Annotated in this window: 21 protein-coding genes; 16 read left to right on the top strand and 5 right to left on the bottom strand. The window is 50.0% G+C overall.

Annotation, left to right across the window (positions count from 1 at the left end):
- The first annotated feature begins 107 nt into the window (after positions 1-107).
- The 4 genes from nrdD (at position 108) to KU854_RS01145 (ending at position 4,690) form a co-directional block, all read left to right on the top strand.
- Positions 108-2,228: an anaerobic ribonucleoside-triphosphate reductase gene (gene nrdD, locus KU854_RS01130; protein WP_218356655.1), complete on the top strand. Its 2,121-nt coding sequence runs from the start codon at positions 108-110 to the stop codon at positions 2,226-2,228.
- Between the two features lie 8 nt (positions 2,229-2,236).
- A complete protein-coding gene (nrdG, locus tag KU854_RS01135) occupies positions 2,237-2,707 on the top strand; it encodes an anaerobic ribonucleoside-triphosphate reductase-activating protein (protein WP_218356656.1) in 471 nt (156 codons plus the stop codon).
- A 113-nt stretch (positions 2,708-2,820) separates the two neighbouring features.
- Positions 2,821-3,339: an ATP-dependent zinc protease family protein gene (locus KU854_RS01140; protein ID WP_218356657.1), complete on the top strand. Its 519-nt coding sequence runs from the start codon at positions 2,821-2,823 to the stop codon at positions 3,337-3,339.
- Positions 3,340-3,505: 166 nt separating this feature from the next.
- Positions 3,506-4,690: an amino acid aminotransferase gene (locus KU854_RS01145; RefSeq protein ID WP_218356658.1), complete on the top strand. Its 1,185-nt coding sequence runs from the start codon at positions 3,506-3,508 to the stop codon at positions 4,688-4,690.
- A gap of 106 nt (positions 4,691-4,796) precedes the next feature.
- Here the strand turns inward: KU854_RS01145 and KU854_RS01150 are convergent, their stop codons facing one another.
- Positions 4,797-5,381, bottom strand: coding sequence for a YceI family protein (locus tag KU854_RS01150; protein ID WP_218356659.1), 585 nt, complete (start codon positions 5,379-5,381; stop codon positions 4,797-4,799).
- Between the two features lie 266 nt (positions 5,382-5,647).
- Between KU854_RS01150 and KU854_RS01155 the strand changes: the two genes are divergently transcribed.
- A complete protein-coding gene (locus KU854_RS01155) occupies positions 5,648-6,013 on the top strand; it encodes a RidA family protein (RefSeq protein ID WP_218356660.1) in 366 nt (121 codons plus the stop codon).
- A 128-nt stretch (positions 6,014-6,141) separates the two neighbouring features.
- Here KU854_RS01155 and KU854_RS01160 read toward each other — a convergent pair whose 3' ends face one another.
- Entirely contained in the window at positions 6,142-7,083 is a 942-nt protein-coding gene (locus tag KU854_RS01160; RefSeq protein ID WP_218356661.1) for a Dyp-type peroxidase, read from the bottom strand.
- A gap of 232 nt (positions 7,084-7,315) precedes the next feature.
- On the opposite strand from KU854_RS01160, the gene KU854_RS01165 reads away from it, so the two are divergent.
- Positions 7,316-7,756, top strand: a complete 441-nt coding sequence (locus KU854_RS01165; protein ID WP_218356662.1) for a hypothetical protein — start codon at positions 7,316-7,318, stop codon at positions 7,754-7,756.
- Positions 7,757-7,810: 54 nt separating this feature from the next.
- Here the strand turns inward: KU854_RS01165 and ylqF are convergent, their stop codons facing one another.
- Both ylqF and KU854_RS01175 read right to left on the bottom strand, forming a co-directional pair.
- Positions 7,811-8,755 carry a ribosome biogenesis GTPase YlqF gene (gene ylqF, locus KU854_RS01170; protein ID WP_218356663.1) on the bottom strand — a complete coding sequence of 315 codons (945 nt, stop codon included), beginning with the start codon at positions 8,753-8,755 and terminating at the stop codon, positions 7,811-7,813.
- 185 nt (positions 8,756-8,940) lie between these two features.
- Entirely contained in the window at positions 8,941-9,765 is an 825-nt protein-coding gene (locus KU854_RS01175; protein ID WP_255555319.1) for an EAL domain-containing protein, read from the bottom strand.
- A 313-nt stretch (positions 9,766-10,078) separates the two neighbouring features.
- On the opposite strand from KU854_RS01175, the gene phhA reads away from it, so the two are divergent.
- Together phhA and KU854_RS01185 are read left to right on the top strand one after the other, a co-directional pair.
- Positions 10,079-10,876, top strand: a complete 798-nt coding sequence (phhA, locus tag KU854_RS01180) for a phenylalanine 4-monooxygenase (protein WP_218356868.1) — start codon at positions 10,079-10,081, stop codon at positions 10,874-10,876.
- A 10-nt stretch (positions 10,877-10,886) separates the two neighbouring features.
- Positions 10,887-11,228, top strand: a complete 342-nt coding sequence (locus tag KU854_RS01185; RefSeq protein WP_218356665.1) for a 4a-hydroxytetrahydrobiopterin dehydratase — start codon at positions 10,887-10,889, stop codon at positions 11,226-11,228.
- 41 nt (positions 11,229-11,269) lie between these two features.
- On the opposite strand, the gene KU854_RS01190 is transcribed toward KU854_RS01185, so the two are convergent.
- Entirely contained in the window at positions 11,270-11,713 is a 444-nt protein-coding gene (locus KU854_RS01190; RefSeq protein WP_218356666.1) for a DUF4174 domain-containing protein, read from the bottom strand.
- A 324-nt stretch (positions 11,714-12,037) separates the two neighbouring features.
- Between KU854_RS01190 and urtA the strand changes: the two genes are divergently transcribed.
- The 8 genes from urtA (at position 12,038) to KU854_RS01230 (ending at position 19,386) form a co-directional block, all read left to right on the top strand.
- Positions 12,038-13,327 carry an urea ABC transporter substrate-binding protein gene (gene urtA, locus KU854_RS01195; protein WP_218356667.1) on the top strand — a complete coding sequence of 430 codons (1,290 nt, stop codon included), beginning with the start codon at positions 12,038-12,040 and terminating at the stop codon, positions 13,325-13,327.
- 123 nt (positions 13,328-13,450) lie between these two features.
- The gene (gene urtB, locus KU854_RS01200) at positions 13,451-15,133 is read left to right on the top strand and encodes an urea ABC transporter permease subunit UrtB (protein WP_218356668.1); all 1,683 of its coding nucleotides are present in this window, start codon (positions 13,451-13,453) and stop codon (positions 15,131-15,133) included.
- Positions 15,134-15,136: 3 nt separating this feature from the next.
- A complete protein-coding gene (gene urtC / locus KU854_RS01205; protein ID WP_218356669.1) occupies positions 15,137-16,216 on the top strand; it encodes an urea ABC transporter permease subunit UrtC in 1,080 nt (359 codons plus the stop codon).
- 32 nt (positions 16,217-16,248) lie between these two features.
- Positions 16,249-17,106 carry an urea ABC transporter ATP-binding protein UrtD gene (urtD, locus tag KU854_RS01210; RefSeq protein WP_218356869.1) on the top strand — a complete coding sequence of 286 codons (858 nt, stop codon included), beginning with the start codon at positions 16,249-16,251 and terminating at the stop codon, positions 17,104-17,106.
- Positions 17,107-17,114: 8 nt separating this feature from the next.
- Positions 17,115-17,810, top strand: coding sequence for an urea ABC transporter ATP-binding subunit UrtE (urtE, locus tag KU854_RS01215; RefSeq protein WP_218356670.1), 696 nt, complete (start codon positions 17,115-17,117; stop codon positions 17,808-17,810).
- Positions 17,811-17,819: 9 nt separating this feature from the next.
- Positions 17,820-18,689 (top strand): urease accessory protein UreD, encoded by an 870-nt coding sequence (locus tag KU854_RS01220; protein ID WP_218356671.1) that lies wholly within the window; start codon positions 17,820-17,822, stop codon positions 18,687-18,689.
- Between the two features lie 36 nt (positions 18,690-18,725).
- On the top strand, positions 18,726-19,028 hold the full coding sequence (gene ureA, locus KU854_RS01225; protein ID WP_218356672.1) for an urease subunit gamma: 303 nt from the start codon (positions 18,726-18,728) through the stop codon (positions 19,026-19,028).
- 10 nt (positions 19,029-19,038) lie between these two features.
- Entirely contained in the window at positions 19,039-19,386 is a 348-nt protein-coding gene (locus tag KU854_RS01230; protein WP_218356673.1) for an urease subunit beta, read from the top strand.

Here is a 19,386-nt window from a genome sequence, read left to right on the forward strand (position 1 = left end):
GAGGGTCTCACCGCTGCAATCATTGCCCGATTTAGCTATCGGCAATTTCTTACGTTTTTCATTCTCTCCCTGCTAGTAAAGGGTCCAAGTTCGTTGAGGAGCTATTTGTGAAACCTGTTGTCATCAAACGCGATGGATGCCGCGTACCTTTTGAATGCCACCGCATCGAACAAGCGGTGCTGAGCGCGGCACAAGCAGTAGAAGACATGGATCGAGCCTATGCAGCAGCAGTAGCAGATGGCGTGTTGTCGCAGTTTATGCGTCACGATGAAGTGGATATCCACCAGATCCAGGATGCTGTTGAAAATCACCTGATGGCAGGGCCGTACAAGGCAGTTGCACGTGCATATATCGAATACCGTCACGACCGCGACAGTATTCGTGAAAAACAAAGCCGCTTGAATAACGAAATCCGCGGTCTGGTAGAGCAAACCAACTCAGATATCCTCAACGAGAATGCGAACAAAGACAGCAAGGTGATCCCAACCCAGCGCGATTTGCTGGCGGGCATCGTTGCTAAGCACTACGCAACACAATACATGCTGCCAAAAGCGGTTGTACGTGCACACGAGCAGGGCGATATCCACTACCACGATCTGGATTACGCACCGTTCTTCCCGATGTTCAACTGCATGTTGGTGGATCTGGAAAACATGCTTACCCATGGCTTCAAAATGGGTAACGCGGAAATTGATACGCCAAAATCTATCCAGACGGCAACGGCGGTAACAGCACAGATCATCGCGCAGGTGGCGAGTCACATTTACGGTGGCACCACGATCAACCGTATCGATGAAACGCTGGCACCGTATGTTGAAATCAGCTACGAAAAACATCTGGCGATTGCCAAAGAGTGGAACATTCCGGATGCGGAAGGTTACGCCATGGCACGTACCGAAAAAGAGTGTTACGACGCATTCCAATCACTGGAATATGAAGTGAACACGCTCCACACCGCAAATGGCCAGACGCCGTTTGTGACCTTTGGCTTTGGCCTTGGTCAATCCTGGTCTGCGCGCCTTATCCAGCAGTCTATTTTACGCAACCGTATTGCCGGTCTGGGTAAAAACCGTAAAACAGCGGTATTCCCGAAACTGGTATTCAGCCTGAAAGCAGGTCTGAACCTGAAAGACGGCGAGCCAAACTACGACATCAAAAAGCTGGCGCTGGAATGTGCATCTAAACGCATGTACCCGGACATCCTGAACTTTGACCGTGTGGTTGAAGTGACCGGTTCATTCAAAACACCAATGGGCTGTCGAAGCTTCCTTGGTCCTTACGAAGAAAACGGCGAGCTGATCCATGAAGGGCGTAACAACCTTGGCGTGATCAGCCTGAACTTGCCGCGCATCGCTATGCGTGCCAACGGCTGTGAAGAAACCTTCTACAAACTGCTGGACGATGTGTTGGGCATTGCCCGTGAAGGTCTTGATACGCGCATTGCACGTCTGCAAGGTGTGAAAGCCCGCGTTGCTCCAATCCTGTACATGGAAGGTGCGTGTGGTGTGCGCCTGAATCCGGATGACGATGTCAGCGAAATCTTTAAAAACGGCCGCGCGTCCATTTCTCTGGGTTATATCGGTGTACATGAAACCGTTAATGCTCTGTTTGGCAATGACCAGCATGTGTACGACTCCGAAATCCTGCGCGAAAAAGCGATTGAGATCGTTAAGCACCTGAAAGCAGCTACGGATCGCTGGAAAGAAGAGACGGGCTATGGTTTCAGCCTTTACAGCACACCAAGTGAAAACCTGTGCAGCCGTTTCTGTAAGATTGACGCTAAAGAGTTTGGCGTTGTTGAGGGCGTGACCGACAAAGGTTACTACACCAACAGCTTCCACCTAGATGTGGAGAAGAAGGTCAACCCTTACGACAAGATCGATTTCGAAATGCCATACCCGTCAATCGCTAACGGTGGTTTCATTTGTTACGGCGAATACCCGAACATTCAACACAACGTTGAAGCGTTGGAAAACGTGTGGGATTACAGCTATGAGCGCGTACCTTACTACGGCACCAATACGCCAATCGACGAGTGCTACGAGTGTGGCTTCACCGGTGAGTTTGATTGTTCAAGCAAAGGTTTTGTCTGCCCAAGCTGTGGCAACCATGACAGTACCAAAGTTTCGGTAACCCGCCGCGTGTGTGGCTACCTGGGCAGCCCGGATGCGCGCCCATTCAACGACGGTAAACAGGAAGAAGTGAAACGTCGCGTTAAGCACATGTAAGGCAGGCAATGAACTTCCATCAATATTACTCCGTCGATGTGGTGAATGGAGAAGGTACGCGCTGCACCCTGTTTGTTTCAGGGTGCGAGCACCAGTGCCGCGGGTGCTATAACCAGAGCACCTGGTCGCCAAGTTCAGGGCAACCATTTGATCAAACCATGGAAGACAGGATCATTGCCGATCTGAATGACACGCGAATCAAACGCCGTGGTTTGTCACTGAGTGGTGGCGATCCGCTTCATCCCGCTAACCTCGATGCAGTTCTGCAATTGGTTCAGCGGGTGAGAGCAGAGTGTGATGGCAAAGACATCTGGCTTTGGACGGGGTACACACTGGACACACTGACCGAAAACCAACGCAAGGTTGTTGAGTATGTGGATGTGCTGGTGGATGGAAAATTCGACCAATCTCTTGCAGACCCTTCGCTGCCTTGGCGGGGGAGCAGTAATCAGGTAGTGCATCGCCTGACCTCCTGCTAACATTCAGCAGGATCTTTTCCGCTATAGTTGTTAAAGCGCGCCGGATAAGGGGAGAAAATCCACTTACGGCGCGTTTTCGTTTTTCTCTTTTTGTAAACCACAAGGACTATGCAATGAAACGTCGTATTGCTGCCTTTCTCTTTCTTCTGACTTTCCTGCCTTTTCATATGGCGCTGGCAGCTGACTCGTCCCAAACATATGAACACGCCGTTGATGGCAAGCTGATGATGGGTGAAAAAGAGTGGGTGAAGGTAGATGGTATAAACATCGTACTCAAGGCGCGTGTTGATACCGGCGCAACCACATCTTCCATCAGCGCAGTAGATATCGAACCGTTCGACCGCAATGGTAAAAAGTGGGTGCGCTTCCGACTGGCTCATGATGGTAAAAAAAGCGAAGTGATGGAACGTCCGGTGAAACGCATTGTGCGTATTATCCAGTCGAGTGTTGAGGGTTATGATCGCCGTTATGTGGTTGAAATGCCGATTACCATTGGTGATGTAACGGAAGAAACCGAGTTTACGCTAAGGGATCGCCAGCATCTTATTTATCCTGTGCTGCTGGGGCGTAGTTATCTGAGAGACACTGCTTTAGTGGATGTCAGCCGCCGCTACGTGCAGCCTAAACCGTAACGGCGCGATCACATCGCCAGTCAGTCACGCTGAATCCTGCTACTTTAGGTTGTTTGGGTACAAAAAAAAGCGCATCACGATACCTATCGGATGCGCTTTTTTACTTGCGCCTTACTGTGCATTTAGTAATGTAGCTTTCACCGTTTACAAATATGGAAGTTATTGAATGTTAGACCTGCTTACTCCAGCGCAACAAGACCCTATCTTGTCCCTCTCCATCGCATTCCGTGAAGATCCACGCACCGAAAAAATGGATCTTGGCATTGGTGTATATAAAGACAGTCAAGGCATTACTCCGATTATGCAGGCTGTGAAAGCGGCACAACAGCAACTTGCAGAAACCCAGACAACCAAAAGCTATGTCGGCCTTGCGGGCAGCGAAGTGTTTAACCAGTCAATGGTTGATCTGCTGCTGAAAGGTACCGATGGCTACAGTCGCTGTGCCGCGGTACAAACGCCCGGCGCAAGCGGTGCTTTGCGCATGCTGGCTGATCTTATGTATCTCGCAAAGCCTATCACTACGGTGTGGATCACCAATCCAAGCTATGTGAACCATAAGCCTGTGATGGAGGCGGCAGGGTTGACGGTGAAGTATTACCCGTATTTTGACATGACCACCAAACAGGTTGATGGTGAAGCGATGCTGGCAGCGCTCTCTAAAGCAGGCCCGGACGATGTCGTCCTGCTTCATGGCTGCTGCCACAACCCAACAGGCGCGGACATTCGCCATGAGCATTGGGAAGCCATCAATGAATTGGCACAGAAAAATGGGTTTACCCCGTTTGTCGACATTGCTTATCAGGGTTTTGGTTCGGGCATTGAGGAAGATGCAGCAGGTCTGCGTTTGCTTGCGGACTCTGTGGAAGAGATGCTAATTGCGACTTCTTGCTCGAAAAGCTTTGGTCTTTACCGTGAACGTACCGGTGCTGCGATTGTTATCGGCAAAAACAAAGAAGAAGCAATGAACGCGAAAGGGCGCATTCTTCAGCTGGCGCGAGCTACCTATACCATGCCACCTGATCACGGCGCAGCGATCGTACAGACCATCCTGACGGATGACGCACTGACCACACAATGGCGTGAAGAGCTAAATACCATGCGAAACCGCATTGTTTCTTTGCGTGAAGGGTTGAGCTCGGCGTTATCTGCACGCACTGGTGATAACCGGTACGATTTCATCAAATCGCACAAAGGGATGTTCTCTGTGCTTGGCCTTTCGGTTGAGCAGGTTGCGAAGTTGCGTGATGAATTCGGCATCTACGCGGTAGGAGACAGCCGGATTAACATTGCCGGTTTGACTGAAGCGAGAATCGACTATTTGGCAGATGCCTTAATCACTATTTCAGAATAAACTGAAATATACCCAAACAACCTGAATATGAGCATCTTCAGGTCGTTTGGGTATATATAATAAAAATGGCCGGACAAATCGGCCATTTTTATTTAAGTGGCGTGTCTTATTTTTTATTAAATACGAGACTAACATTAACCGGAACTGTATCAGACAGTGGAATACTACCAACGGTTTCTGCCAGTTTATTCAGGTTTTCAGTTGGAATACCAAATGAAGAGCCGCTGATAATGGTTGGTTTATAAGTATAAGCGACCAAAGTATCACCCAGCTTTAATACATTGACATCAAAGTTTACGTCTACTGTTTTTCCGTGCAGTGTCACTTTTACTGGCAGGGAAACCTGCATTTGACGACCTGACTTTTCTACCTCATCCATGGGAAACGTGCCAGCCACACTCAATGTCGGGAATGACTGGGCATTGAAAAACAAGGCATTCAAGCGCTCGTCACGGATGGGAATACCTGTGCTAATTGAGCTAAGCGGAGATGTAATAGAAAACGCACCATCGTCATCGAGTTTCCCTTCAACGTTGGTAAGGTTTGCGGGCTCTACTGTGTAGGCTTTTTTAATGGTGGCAAAGTTAATTGAAGAAGCATCAGAATCTAATACATATTCATCAGCATTTACTGTAAAAGACATCGCTGTTGTACCAATAACAAAAGGCAGCATTGCCAGGAATTTATTCATTATTATTTCCCTTGTTATGTTTAAATGTATGTGTAGAGATTTTTATGCTCGTTTATTTGTTGTTAAATGTATAGTGAATAAATACGATTACATTTTTCTGAAATATCGATTAATAATTTTCGGGACAGTTGTTTTATAAACAAGATGAAATAGTCGGATGGCAACAAATCATGTAAAATTCATTGCCGTCGTTCTGAGCCATTTGGGTAACCATTGAAGGGCGTTTCTGTTACTATGTCTTTTTTTGAAAGTCAGGTAGTAAACCAATGAAAATTCATCGAATTAATCCAGAGCAACGTTGGTCAGATGCCACCGTATTCAATGGTATCGCTCACTTTGTAGAAGTGCCTGAGAGCGACTTAAGCGCCGATATCAAGGGACAGACTGAACAGGTCCTGGCGCAGGCAGAGAAAAATCTTGCCGGTATTGGCAGCGACAAAACACGCATTCTGTCAGTCACTATCTACATCACCGATTTCGCTAATCTCCCTGCGATGAACGAAGTGTGGGATGCCTGGTTTGAACCGGGTACTGCACCAAGCCGCGCGTGTGTGAAAGTAGAGCTGGCTGACCCTGAGTACTTGGTCGAGATGGCATTCGTTGCCGCAGCCGGCGAAGCCTACCAAAGCTAAGGCTGCGCATAACAATGAAGGCGGTTTTCACCGCCTTCATTGTGTTTCTACTTCTCTTCTCTCTTCTCTCTTTTGTCTCCAAATCTCTAATCTCTAACCTCAAGTCTCTAATCTGTTGTCTCTCGCTTCTATCCTTCAAATCTTTCATCAAGAAAACGCTGTGAAGGTACAAAGTAATTACAGCCTGTCTGAGCCTCAACGAAATTCAGCAGGTGATCGTAGTGGCCGTTTTCATCGGCATGGATCATCTGGCTAAGTGAGGTTTCGATGGTTGAGACCGAGGCGGCGAACCCGACAAACATGGTGCCATGCTCAATGGCATTCCCGTAAGGACGGTTCTGGCGAAACATTTTGATCTCCTCGCCGTCGATTTCCACTTTGCTTTTTGCATTGTGCGCCGAGGCAGGCTTCTCCTCATCGCTTAATTCGATATCATCCATTTTGGTTCGCCCAACCACACGCTCTTGCTGCTCGGTTGCAAGCGCATCCCAATCTTCCTGTCGGTCAACATAACGTTGAACAACCAGGTAGCTGCCACCAAGCTCTGTGTCAGAGCCCTCGCTCACCAATACCGATTCAGCGCGTTCATCACTGACAGGGTTTTCTGTGCCATCAACGAAATCGATCATGTCGCGGTTGTCGAGATACTTATAGCCTTGGATATCTTCGGACAAATCCGCGATGTGCTTGAGCGCACCGGCCATGTGTTTGGCTACCTGAAAGTTTAGGTCTTTCCTTTCTGATTTAATCATCAGGAAGATATCACCAGGCGTTGAGGGAAATGTTCGCCCGCCATCGGCAAGGGCAGGGAAGGGATGCAGCTCTTTCGGTAAGGCGACATCAGGAAACAGGATCGGCCAACTGTTTGCAGAAAAGCCCATTGTTACGGAAAGCCCGGCATTTGAATCTTTTTGCCGGATGGACTTTTCGATACCGGGCAGTTGGGAAAGTGCCTCGTTGATTTCCTCAACATTCAGCCACTGGTCTTTGAGCGTAAAGGTCAGAAATTCTGCATGGGTTGTTGGATCAGACAAAACGCCCGGCTGTGCCAGAGCAATGAGTTCGTTCATAAACCATCCTGTTCGATGAGTTGTCGTTAGTTTCACGAATCATAGAACAGAGATGGCTGTACTGTTGGGGTAGGTTTGAGACGGAAAACAATCTTGATTTGCGCAAAAGAAAACGGTTAAGCGAACCTAAGTCTCGGTTTGCCTACACAAAACTTTCATCAAAATGGACAGTGAATTGAAGTGTAATTACGATAACCTTTATCTAAACAACACAGTTGCATATAGGGAAATCATGCTCTGGCATAAAGTCGACTACCAACTCAAACTTCACGACATCAGCCTGATTGTCGGCGCAAACCGCACCGAGAAGACCAAATTTCTTTTAGAGCAGTACGGTGACACGCCTTTTACGCTTGACGTTTCCAAGGCAAAAATCGCCTATTGCGGCGGTGACACAACCATTACCGAACAGGAATGGCAGCAGATGGCAGAGCGCGACTGCCGGTTTATTGCGGTGGATGACACTCATCTGCTGAAGCCGGAAGATATGCTCAAACTGATAGACATGGCGGTAAGCTGCAAAAAACGCCTCTATCTTGCGTGTCACGACACCATTTCATCCCACTTATCTTCCATTCTTGGTCATGCACGCCGTTATGAACTGTCGGTGGTTAAGTTGGTAAGGCTAACGCCAGAAGAGGTGTGTGCCTGGACACTGGCGGATTTTCAGTAGTAGCGCTGCCAACAAAAAGCCCCGCAGATGCGGGGCTTTTAATTTTTGAAATGATCAGCGTTTGTTACGCAGATAACGCTTACGGCGTTCTTCTTTGTTCTTGGCTTTCTCTTCCGCTTTTTGCGCGGCAGCTTCTTCCACTTCAACCAGTTCCTGACTGATCATATCTGGATGTTCCAGCGTGATAAGGCCAAGGGTGCCGCTACGAAGGTCATTCAGCAGGATTTCAGAGGCTTTGTGCAGGTCGATACGGCCACCGGCACGCAGACAGCCACGTTTCTCGCCAATTGCTTCCATCAACTCCACTTCATTCTCTGGAAGCTCGTCGATGTTGTAACGCTTTTTCAGCAATTCTGGGTAGGCTTTTGCCAGATACTCAACGGTGTAGAAAGCGACTTCATCATATTCCATCGCGGTGTCTTTTACCGCACCAGTTGCCGCCAGACGGAAACCACTGTGCGGGTTTTCAACTTTCGGCCACAAGATCCCCGGCGTGTCTGACAGCACAACACCGTTTTGCAGGTTGATACGTTGCTGCTGACGGGTTACTGCAGGTTGGTTACCGGTTTTTGCAACCACTCGGCCTGCCAGAGTGTTGATGATGGTGGATTTACCCACGTTCGGGATCCCCATGATCATGGTGCGGATGTTCTTGCCCATCTCTTCGCGATGTGGCGCAAGTTTACGGCAAAGCTCCATGATTTTGTTTACTTCACTGATTTGCTCAGTAGTAATTGCCATCGCCTTTACGCCTTGCTCTTTCTCAAGGTGCTCAAGCCACAGGGCTGTCATTTCAGGGTCTGCCAAATCACGTTTGTTCAGCACCTTGATCACAGGCTTGTCTTTACGGATACGACGGATCAGCGGGTTTTCGCTGCTGAACGGAATACGGGCATCAAGAACTTCGATGATGACGTCGATCTTTGGAACGACTTCTTCAATCTCTTTGCGCGCTTTGTGCATGTGGCCAGGGAACCACTGAATAGAGTTATTAATCATGGGGATGATTGCCTTTCTGAAATCTGTCTATCGCGCAACCGCTTTGCAAACGTTGCAAAAGGTGCCGACGGAATTTGGCGCTGATTCTAGCACTTTACGTGAGCGAACGTAAAAATTTACAGCGAGACAGACCCATGACTGGTTAAGGGATGGGCGATATCCCGGCGCTACCGCCGGGAGGAAGGCTACATAACTTCGGCCACTTGCGGAATGGTGATGAAATCTTGCGGATGGGAAAAGAAAGCCTCGATAGATTGCGGCATACCCAGGAAGTACCCTTGGTAGTAATCAACGTTCAATAAGCGCATTGCGTTGTACTCATCAAGATTCTCAATTCCTTCAACCAATACCTTGGCATTCACCTCGTTCGCCAGGGTGATTGCTTCCATCAAAGGTGTTGTTTCGCCTGTCATGTAGCGTTCGAGCATAGAACGGTCAATTTTTAGCACATTTGGGTTGATCATCCTAACGCGCGATTCTTTTGACCCTTCCACACCATAGTCATCAACCGCAATCTTAAAACCGGACGAAATAGACTGTTCGGCAGCGACTGACAGGGAGAGGGGATCATCATGTAAATGCTCGACTACTTCCAGCACTACATGGCGGCGGGGAATACCAATTTCCTTCAACCGCTTCAGCATCAGTTTTTGGCTGGAAAAGTTAGCAATGGAAGCCACCGCAGACGATGGCAACATATTCAAAAATATAGAGTAAGTGCCTGCGCATCGAGAGAAGTTACGCAGGTGAATAACACGCGCCAGTTTATCGATGCTTATCTGCTTGTAGTAGTCGGGGTGCCCTCTATCGAGGTTGCGGAAAATATGGGCAGGGCAGACAGTTTCTCCATCTTCGTTGGTAGCCCTGAGCAATGCTTCAAACCCCAGAACGGTTTGGTCAGCGCGGAATATTGGCTGGTAAACACTACGAAATACAAGACCATTGAAAAGTGCAATTACATCACCGTTTTCTTCGACGTGAAGACACTGTTCAAATTCGGCTTGTGTCATTAACTGGGTGTCCAAAATTCGCTACCTCTGCATGCGGATCTGTACCATGTTACGCGAAACATAGGCACGGAAAAACTCCCTCAATTCACGGCGCGAGATTAATGTGATCCACTCCATGTCAGTGTCAAAAGTTTAGGGTTATTCGGCTTTGAATTGAAGACAGGCTGTTAAACCCTATTTTCCGCAATGTAAAAACCGTACGTAAAAAAATTGTTACACATCGCCATGCGGTAAAAATCCGCCTTCACTTCCGCTTCAAATTTAAGCCGCTATCGTTTGGTTATGGCTCGCGCTGGGGAGATGGATGATGAAAATCAGCAAATACGTATCAAAACCCATGGACGATAATGGACAGATCGCGTGGTCGGAATCTGAGCATACTGTGTGGCACAAATTGGTAACCCGACAGCTATCCTGCATCAAAGGTAAAGCTTGCCAGGAATACTTTGATGGCTTGGACATGCTAAGCCTGCCAACAGACAATGCGCCTCAGGTGAGCGACATAAACCGTGTGCTCATGCAAAGCACGGGCTGGCAACTGGAAGCCGTACCCGCGCTGATAGATTTCGATAAATTCTTCGCTTTACTGGCAGACCGGAAGTTTCCCGTCGCAACGTTTTTGCGTACCGAAGACGACTTTGACTATTTGCAGGAGCCAGACTTCTTCCACGAAGTTTTTGGTCACTGTGCCATGCTGACCCATCCGGCTTTTGCATCCTTTACCCATCATTATGGCAAGCTTGGATTGAATGCCTCCAAAGCAGAACGGGTTTATCTGGCTCGTCTCTATTGGTTTACCGTCGAATTCGGGCTGATTGAAAACGCCAGTGGCCGTTCAATTTATGGCGGTGGCATTCTGTCATCACCTGCTGAGACTGAGTACGCCTTTGCCAGCAGTGAACCAGTCAGAAAAAGGCTGGATGTTCTGGATGTAATGCGCACACCTTACCGCATCGACATTCTCCAGCCACTCTATTACTGCCTGGAGTCGCTTGACGAGCTGTATGAACTTGAGAAGATGGATTTAATCGCGTGTGTTCGCCGGGCCATGGCGCTTGGACTGCATGCGCCTTTATACCCAGAGAAGTACCCACAAAAAATCGCACAATAGGGAGAGTGAAATGGAAAACCTGTCCGAACTAAAATGTGAAGCTTGTCAGGCCGGCGCGCCGAGGGTGCAGGCAGAAGAAGCTGCAGAGCTGCTGAAAACGTTGCCTGAATGGCAACTCCTGAATGTGGACGGCATAGATCAGCTGCAACGGGTATTTACGTTTCGTAACTTTAGACTGGCGTGGGAGTTTGCAGACGAAGTGGCGGCGCTAGCAGAAGAGGAAGGGCATCACCCGGCGATTCTGTTGGAGTGGGGGCGCTGCACGGTGACGTGGTGGACACACAAAATTAAAGGGCTGCATATGAACGATTTTATCTGTGCGGCCAAAACGGATGCGCTGCACCAAGACTGAACCGGTTACAACACTGAACAGGTCAGTTGTTATGACGCGGGCTAGATGCTACACCTTAGCCCGCGTTTTCTGATCTCGGCTTGGCGCATTGGCATATCGTCAATGATCTCCACCAGTTCATTGATGTCGATGGTTTGGAACCATCGCGCCTTTTCGGTGCCATCTTTTCCAATCAACACCGCGATGTGTTCATCGCTGCCAATCCGGTACTTATTTTTCAGTTTCAACACATCTTTCGCAGAGAAAATCCCAGCGGAGTCTGAAAGCGTACCTGTGTCCAGGATCAGGGTGTAAAGATCCCTGTCTTCAATCTGGCAACGATGGATAAGTACCTGACGCTTGAAATCTGCCACCTTTTCATCAAATCCCGGCGAAAAAAACATCAAAGTGCGGTGGGGCTCGATCACAGCATAGTGCGGGTAAGCAGCAACTGAACCTGTGAAAAGCAAACTGCTTAGGAACAGAAAAATGCGGATGCTGCGCATAGTCACTCTCTCCAGTTTGAGACCGATAGACTGCATTACGAAAGCGTAGCGTGGCTGGATTAATCTGTCGTTTTTATCGTATGACGCACCGTTATTGTGCAAATTACGACCTTTAGATAAGTGAATGCTAATTTAGCGCATGATGTGCGGGCATGTGCACCACGCAATGACATTGTGTCTAATTTGATACACACCTATTTCCATGCTGACTATTCATATATTTCCTTTATTTACATAAAGTTGCGATATTTATGCGAGTGATAATTCAATATTGGCAAACTCCTTGCTCAAAGGCTCATCAGGTACTCATAAGGAGCTTTTGCAATGAAAGGAAAGAAGGTTGCATTAAATTGGGTAAGCGCTGTTGCGTTGGCAGGACTGGCCTTTAACGCGGTAGCGGAAGAGGACACGATTAAAGTGGGTGTGCTTCATTCACTGTCCGGAACCATGGCCATCAGTGAAACCACGTTGAAAGACACGGTTTTGATGATGGTTGAGGAGCAAAACAAAAAAGGGGGTTTGCTCGGTAAAAAACTGGAAGCCGTGGTCGTTGACCCTGCTTCAAACTGGCCATTGTTTGCCGAAAAAGCCCGTGAGCTGATTGAAAAAGAGGACGTCGATGTCGTCTTTGGCTGCTGGACATCTGTCAGCCGCAAATCTGTTCTTCCCGTGTTTGAAGAGCTGAATAGCCTTCTGTTCTATCCCGTGCAATATGAAGGTGAGGAATCGTCGAAAAACGTTTTCTACACCGGCGCTGCGCCAAACCAGCAGGCGATTCCTGCGGTGGATTATCTGAAAGACGAGCTGGGTGTGAAACGCTGGGTACTGGCGGGCACCGATTACGTCTATCCACGCACCACTAACAAAATCCTCGAAGCCTACCTGCTTGATAACGGTGTCGCCAAAGAAGACATCATGATCAACTACACCCCATTTGGACACTCAGATTGGCAGTCGATCGTTTCTGATATCAAAAAATTCGGTGCCCAGGGCAAGAAAACCGCGGTTGTCTCTACCATCAACGGCGATGCCAACGTGCCTTTCTATAAGGAACTGGCCGCACAGGGCGTGTCTGCAGAAGACATCCCAGTCGTGGCGTTCTCTGTGGGCGAGGAAGAACTCTCAGGCATGGATACATCATCGCTGGTCGGCCATCTCGCAGCTTGGAACTACTTCATGAGCGTAGAGACGGATCCGAATGATGAGTTCGTAGAGAAATGGCATGCCTACATCAAAGACGATGAGCGTGTGACCAATGACCCGATGGAAGCGACTTATCTCGGCTTCAACATGTGGGCGAAAGCGGTTGAAAAGGCGGGCACTACAGATTCTGACGCCGTTCAGGATGCCATTATCGGTGTGACTGTGCCTAACCTCACCGGCGGATACGCCACCATGATGCCAAACCATCACATTACCAAGCCTGTCCTTATCGGAGAGATCCAGGACGACGGCCAGTTTGTAACCGTATGGGAAACCCCAGACGTGGTTGCTGGTGATGCGTGGTCTGACTATCTATCCGGCTCGAAAGACTTGTTCGCAAGCTGGCTCAAGCCTATGTCTTGCGGCAGCTTCAATGTCACCACGGGTCAATGTAGCGGCGTCACAGAATAATCACACTAAGACGTTCATGCGGGCGGCTACCCGTCCGCATTGCTTACGATTTCTGTTTACCTGCCAGCGGACCTTATCTCCTTGTTCTAGCGCGTTGGCAGGTCTTTTTCGAAGGATCGAAACATGCAACGTTCGACAGCTATAGCGCGTCTTCCTTTCCAAATAGGAAAGACGTGGCAGCTAGTAAAATGGTTAGGTGTGCTTTTCCTGACACTGCTTTCACTGAGCAGTTACAGTGAAGAAGTTACGCCGGATTCAATTTCATCGCTGTTAACCAGCAAGTCATTTGATGACAAAGCCAAAGCGGTGGATTTGCTGGCAGCCTCTGAACTGCCTCAAAAAATGCAGGTGCTTGAAGATCTGCTCAACGGGCAGGTGGTCTACGACAAAAAGGACGAAACGGTCTGGCTTGTGGCGGAAAAACCGCTAAATAAAGGGAGTGTTCTCTCCGCACTTAACGGTGATGAAAGCATCACTGTTGAGAAGAAACGTCAATACCGAACCGTCACCATCAACAACCATATCCGTGGGTTGATTAAAACAGCCCTGGCGACAAGTGCCCTTGGCAGCAAAGATAAATCGACAAAACGTGCAGCAGCCAAAAGGTTGATTGGCGACGTGGATGCCGACTTGTCATCTGTGCTTATCGAAAGACAAAATGCCGAGAGTGACAGTGTCACTAAGTCTTATCTTGCTGCTGCACTTGCGGTGTACACGTTGGGTGAAAGTGGTGCAGGGGAAAGCGAAAAGCTTGCTGCCGTTGACACACTTCAAGACTCAGGTTTGCCTGAAGCGTACGACGCACTGCTCTCTGCCAGCCGTCTTGAAAGCGCAACCGAAAGCGGGTTGGCTTCGCCTTTAGGCATTGCGCTGACAGAAGCTATTAACGATTTCCAGCAAAAGCAGCGGGTCGTGAACGCGGCGCAAACCCTATACTTTGGCCTGAGTCTTGGCTCTGTTCTGGTGCTGGCCGGGATTGGTCTTGCTATTACCTTCGGGGTGATGGGCGTGATCAACATGGCACACGGAGAGCTGATCATGCTGGGTGCCTACACAACCTACGTTATCCAGCAACTGCTGCCCCAATACACAGGGGTTGCCTTGATCGTATCTATTCCTTGTGCGTTTTTGGTTGCCGGTGCTGTTGGGATTGTTATCGAGCGGACAGTGATCCGCCACCTCTACGGCAGGCCGCTGGAGACACTGCTGGCGACCTTTGGTATCAGCCTCATTTTACAGCAGGCAGTCCGCAGTATTTTCTCCCCCCTTAACCGCTCAGTCAGCACGCCGGACTTTATGAGCGGCATGATTGAAATTTCCCCTATGTTGCAACTGACGGCGAGCCGCATGTACATCATCGTGTTCTGTCTGGCGGTCTTTTTCGCATTGCTTTATGTGCTCAAACGTACGCCATTGGGACTTCAGGTTCGTGCGGTATCCCAAAACCGTGCAATGGCGCGTGCCATGGGCGTGCGTTCTGAATGGGTAGATATGGCGACCTTCGGGCTGGGCTCTGGTATTGCCGGAGTGGCGGGTGTTGCGCTGTCGCAATTAACCAATGTCGGCCCGAACATGGGACAGGCTTACATTATTGATTCATTTATGGTGGTGGTCTTCGGCGGCGTTGGAAACCTCTGGGGCACACTGGCGGCAGGCCTCAGTCTTGGCGTGCTGAACAAGGTGCTTGAACCCTGGGCGGGGGCTGTGCTGGCAAAAATTCTGGTGCTGGTGTTCATCATCCTCTTTATCCAGAAACGGCCAAAGGGTCTGTTCCCGCAACGTGGCCGCATGGCAGAGGAGGGCTAAACGATGAACCGTACTTTCTTTGACCGTCCGACGGTTTGGATGATGGTGGTGTTGGCGGCACTGGCTGTTCTGGTTCCTATGATGAACCTTTTGGTTCCGGAAACCAGCCCTTTGCACCTTGAAACCTACACAGTATCACTGCTCGGCAAATACCTCTGTTACGCCATTCTGGCATTGTCCGTGGATTTGATTTGGGGCTATCTCGGCATTCTGAGTCTGGGTCATGGCGCGTTTTTCGCTTTGGGTGGATACGCCATGGGCATGTACCTGATGCGCCAGATTGGTGACCGCGGTGTTTACGGTAACCCCGAGCTGCCAGATTTTATGGTTTTCCTCAACTGGACTGAACTGCCGTGGTTCTGGTCTGGGTTTGACCAGTTCTGGTTTGCCTGCCTGATGGCGGTTGTTATCCCTGGTTTGTTGGCCTTTGTCTTTGGCTGGCTAGCATTCCGGTCACGGGTTTCCGGCGTCTACTTTTCCATCATGACTCAGGCGATGACGTTCGCCCTGATGCTGGCGTTTTTCCGCAATGAAATGGGGTTTGGCGGAAACAACGGTCTGACCGACTTTAAAGACTTGCTCGGCTTCAGTCTGCAAAGCGATGGCGTCCGCATGGGGCTTTTTGTCGCCACCGTTGTGGCGTTGATGCTTGCGTATCTGCTCTGTCGCAGCGTGGTCGCCAGCCGTTTGGGCGCCGTGTCAGTGGCGGTGCGCGATGCTGAGTCACGTACCCGTTTCGTCGGCTACAAAGTTGAACACGTCAAACTGGCGTTGTTTGTGTTGTCTGCGGTTATCGCCGGTATCGCCGGGGCACTGTATGTGCCGCAGGTTGGCATTATTAACCCGGGAGAATTTTCTCCGCTCAACTCGATTGAAGTGGTGGTCTGGGTGGCATTGGGTGGCCGCGCGACCCTGTTCGGCGCAGTCATCGGTGCGCTTTTGGTCAACTATGCCAAGAGCTGGTTCACCGTGGAATTTCCGGAAGTCTGGCTGTTTGCGCTGGGCGCACTGTTTGTACTCGCCACTGTGTATTTACCAAAAGGGGTGAGTGGATTGCTTCGTAAGCAGGAGGCGACGGCATGACTACCAATACGTTAGATCAGGGGCTGGCAAAAATGCAGCCAAAAGAGACAACAAAAGGCGGTAAAGCCGCAGAGATCCTCAATGATTTTACTCGCCGCGACCAGGTATTCAGTTTCCTGACGCCGCCTTATAACCCAAAGGTTGATGTAAAGAATGGGATGTTGCTTTACGTGGAAGGCGTGACGGTGTCGTTCGACGGGTTCAAGGCGATAAACGATCTGAACCTTTACATCAAAGAGGGCGAGCTTCGCTGCATCATCGGCCCTAACGGCGCGGGGAAAACCACCATGATGGACATCATCACCGGTAAAACGCGGCCAGACCAAGGCGAAGTATGGCTTGGACAGCAACTTAACTTGCTCAAGATGGAAGAGGCTGATATTGCCAATGCGGGTATCGGCAGAAAGTTCCAGAAACCGACGGTGTTTGAGGCGCTGACGGTTTGGCAAAACCTGGAACTTGCGATGGCGGGGAACAAAAGTGTCTGGCAGATATTCCGCGCCGTGTTGTCGTCAGAGCAGAAATGCGACATCGAAAAAGTGCTTGAACTTATAGGCTTAGAAGCACAGATAAATATGCTGGCGGGCAAGCTTTCACACGGTCAGAAGCAATGGCTGGAAATTGGCATGCTATTGATGCAAAAGCCGAAACTCCTGCTGGTGGATGAGCCCGTTGCGGGCATGACCCACCAGGAAATGGACAGGACATCGGAGCTTTTACTTTCACTGACCGGTGACCACTCCATTGTGTTGGTTGAGCACGATATGGACTTCGTGCGCAGTATTGCGTCCACAGTGACTGTGCTGCATCAGGGACATGTGCTGGCTGAAGGCAGCATGAAAGAAATTCAGGACGATGCGCGGGTGCGCGAAGTCTATTTAGGACAATAGGAGCGGCCATGCTGAGTGTAAACGGATTAAACCAGCGCTATGGCGAGAGCCAGACCCTGTGGGATTTATCAATTGATGCCCCCAAAGGGCAATGCACCGTGGTGATGGGACGAAACGGCGTGGGAAAAACCACGCTGCTACAGAGCATTATGGGACTGCTCAACATAGATGACGGGCAGATCCTGATGGATGGTCAGGATATTGCCAAGGCTCCGGCGGAAAAAAGGCCACGGGTGGGAATCGGTTATGTGCCGCAAGGAAGGCAGATCTTTCCTCGCCTGACGGTGCAGGAGAACCTCGAAATTGGCTTACCTATCCGTCCAAAAAACGACAGGAAAATTCCGGAACATATCTTTGAGATGTTCCCGGTACTGCACGAGATGCGACACAGGAATGGCGGTGACCTTTCCGGTGGTCAGCAGCAGCAACTCGCCATTGCCCGGGCTTTGGTGATTGACCCCAGCGTGCTGTTGCTTGATGAACCGACAGAAGGCATTCAGCCCAATATTGTTCAGGAGATAGGCGACATTATTTGTCAGTTGAACCGGGAGCTGGGACTGACGGTGATTCTGGTAGAACAGAAACTGCCGTTCGCGCGCAAAGTCGGCGACAGGTTTGTCCTGCTCGACCGTGGCAGGAATGTTGCCAGCGGGGAAATGGATGATCTCAGTGATGATCTCATCCGCCAGTATCTGACGGTATAAGGACACTGAATGGCGCAAACCCTGTCTGATCTTACCCAAACTGAACCGCTTCCTGGCCATGGGCGCTGGGAGGCGGAGTTGTGCCTTGGATTTGCGGCTGGTGCGGGTAAAACGGTGCTAAAACACCGCAGCCACAAAGGCCCTTTGTCTGTACAAAGGGCGCTGTATCCTGAGGGGGCTATTTGTCACAGCTATCTGTTACATCCGCCAGGCGGTGTAGTGGGTGGTGACAGCCTGACGGTAAAAGCGCGTACTGAGGCGGGGGCTGTAGCGCTGGTTACCACACCTGGTGCAACCCGTTTTTATCGTTCAGATGGTCTGGTTGCTTCCTTGAGCCAACAACTTGATGTTGCTGCAGACAGTCGCCTTGAGTGGATGCCGCTGGAAAATATTGCCTTTCCCAATGCCCATCTTGAAACCAAAACCATGGTTAATCTTTCCACGGGTTCACAGTTTATTGGCTGGGACATCTGGATGCTTGGTCAGCCGGTGGCTGGGCAATCTTTTGGAGAGGGCTCGGTAGATGGGATGACACAAATCAGCATTGATAACCAGTTAATTTTGAGTGAGCGGTTTCGGGTGAACCCCAGATTCAGCGCGTATCGCGCGGCGACATTGCGGGAGTTCCCCGTTAGCGGAACCCTTTACGTTTATGGCGATGCACAAGCATTGGCATTGAAACTGGAAGCGTGGCGTGAGGCGCTGGCATCGCACCGTGATTTGGCCATTGGGCTGACAGTCATTGACGGTTTGCTGGTGGTTCGGGGGCTTGCCAAGCGCACGGATGCCCTGTTCTCTGCTTTTACACACTGTTGGCAGCATACGCGTGAACACTGGACGGGCAAAACACCGGAAATACCGCGGATTTGGCGCACATAACGTTATACAAATCAACATGAGGCGAGGAGCCGAGACATGGAGTTAACACCCAGAGAGAAGGACAAGCTAATGCTGTTCACCGCTGCGCTGCTGGCGGAGCGGCGGATGGCGAGGGGGTTGAAACTCAACTACCCAGAAGCCGTCGCCCTGATCAGTGCTGCCATTATGGAAGGCGCTCGTGACGGGAAGACCGTGGCCGAGTTGATGGATTACGGGCGCACCATACTCACTGCAAATGATGTGATGGAGGGGGTTCCGGCGATGATCCACGATGTGCAGGTAGAAGTGACCTTCCCCGATGGTACCAAACTGGTCACTGTTCACGACCCAATTGTGTAGGGAGGTTTGGATGAAACAGTCTACCCATTTTGGCTTCACACCCGGCGAACTTCGGGCAAAGGCAGGCGACATTGAGTTGAATGCCGGAAAGCAGACCGTGGTGGTGGATGTCGCCAATACCGGTGATCGTCCAGTGCAAATCGGATCCCACTACCATTTTTTCGAAGTCAATGATGCGCTGGTGTTCGACCGGAGCATGACTAAAGGATTCCGTCTCAACATTCCTTCCGGTACAGCAGTGCGTTTTGAGCCAGGGCAAAGCCGCATGGTTGAGCTGGTTGCCTATGGCGGCAGCCGCACTGTGTATGGCTTTCAGGGGCGGGTGATGGGCGCGTTAGACAGTGATAAGGACGACTGA

The organism is Enterovibrio paralichthyis, assembly GCF_019209835.1.
GTDB classification, from domain to species: Bacteria; Pseudomonadota; Gammaproteobacteria; order Enterobacterales; family Vibrionaceae; genus Enterovibrio; species Enterovibrio paralichthyis.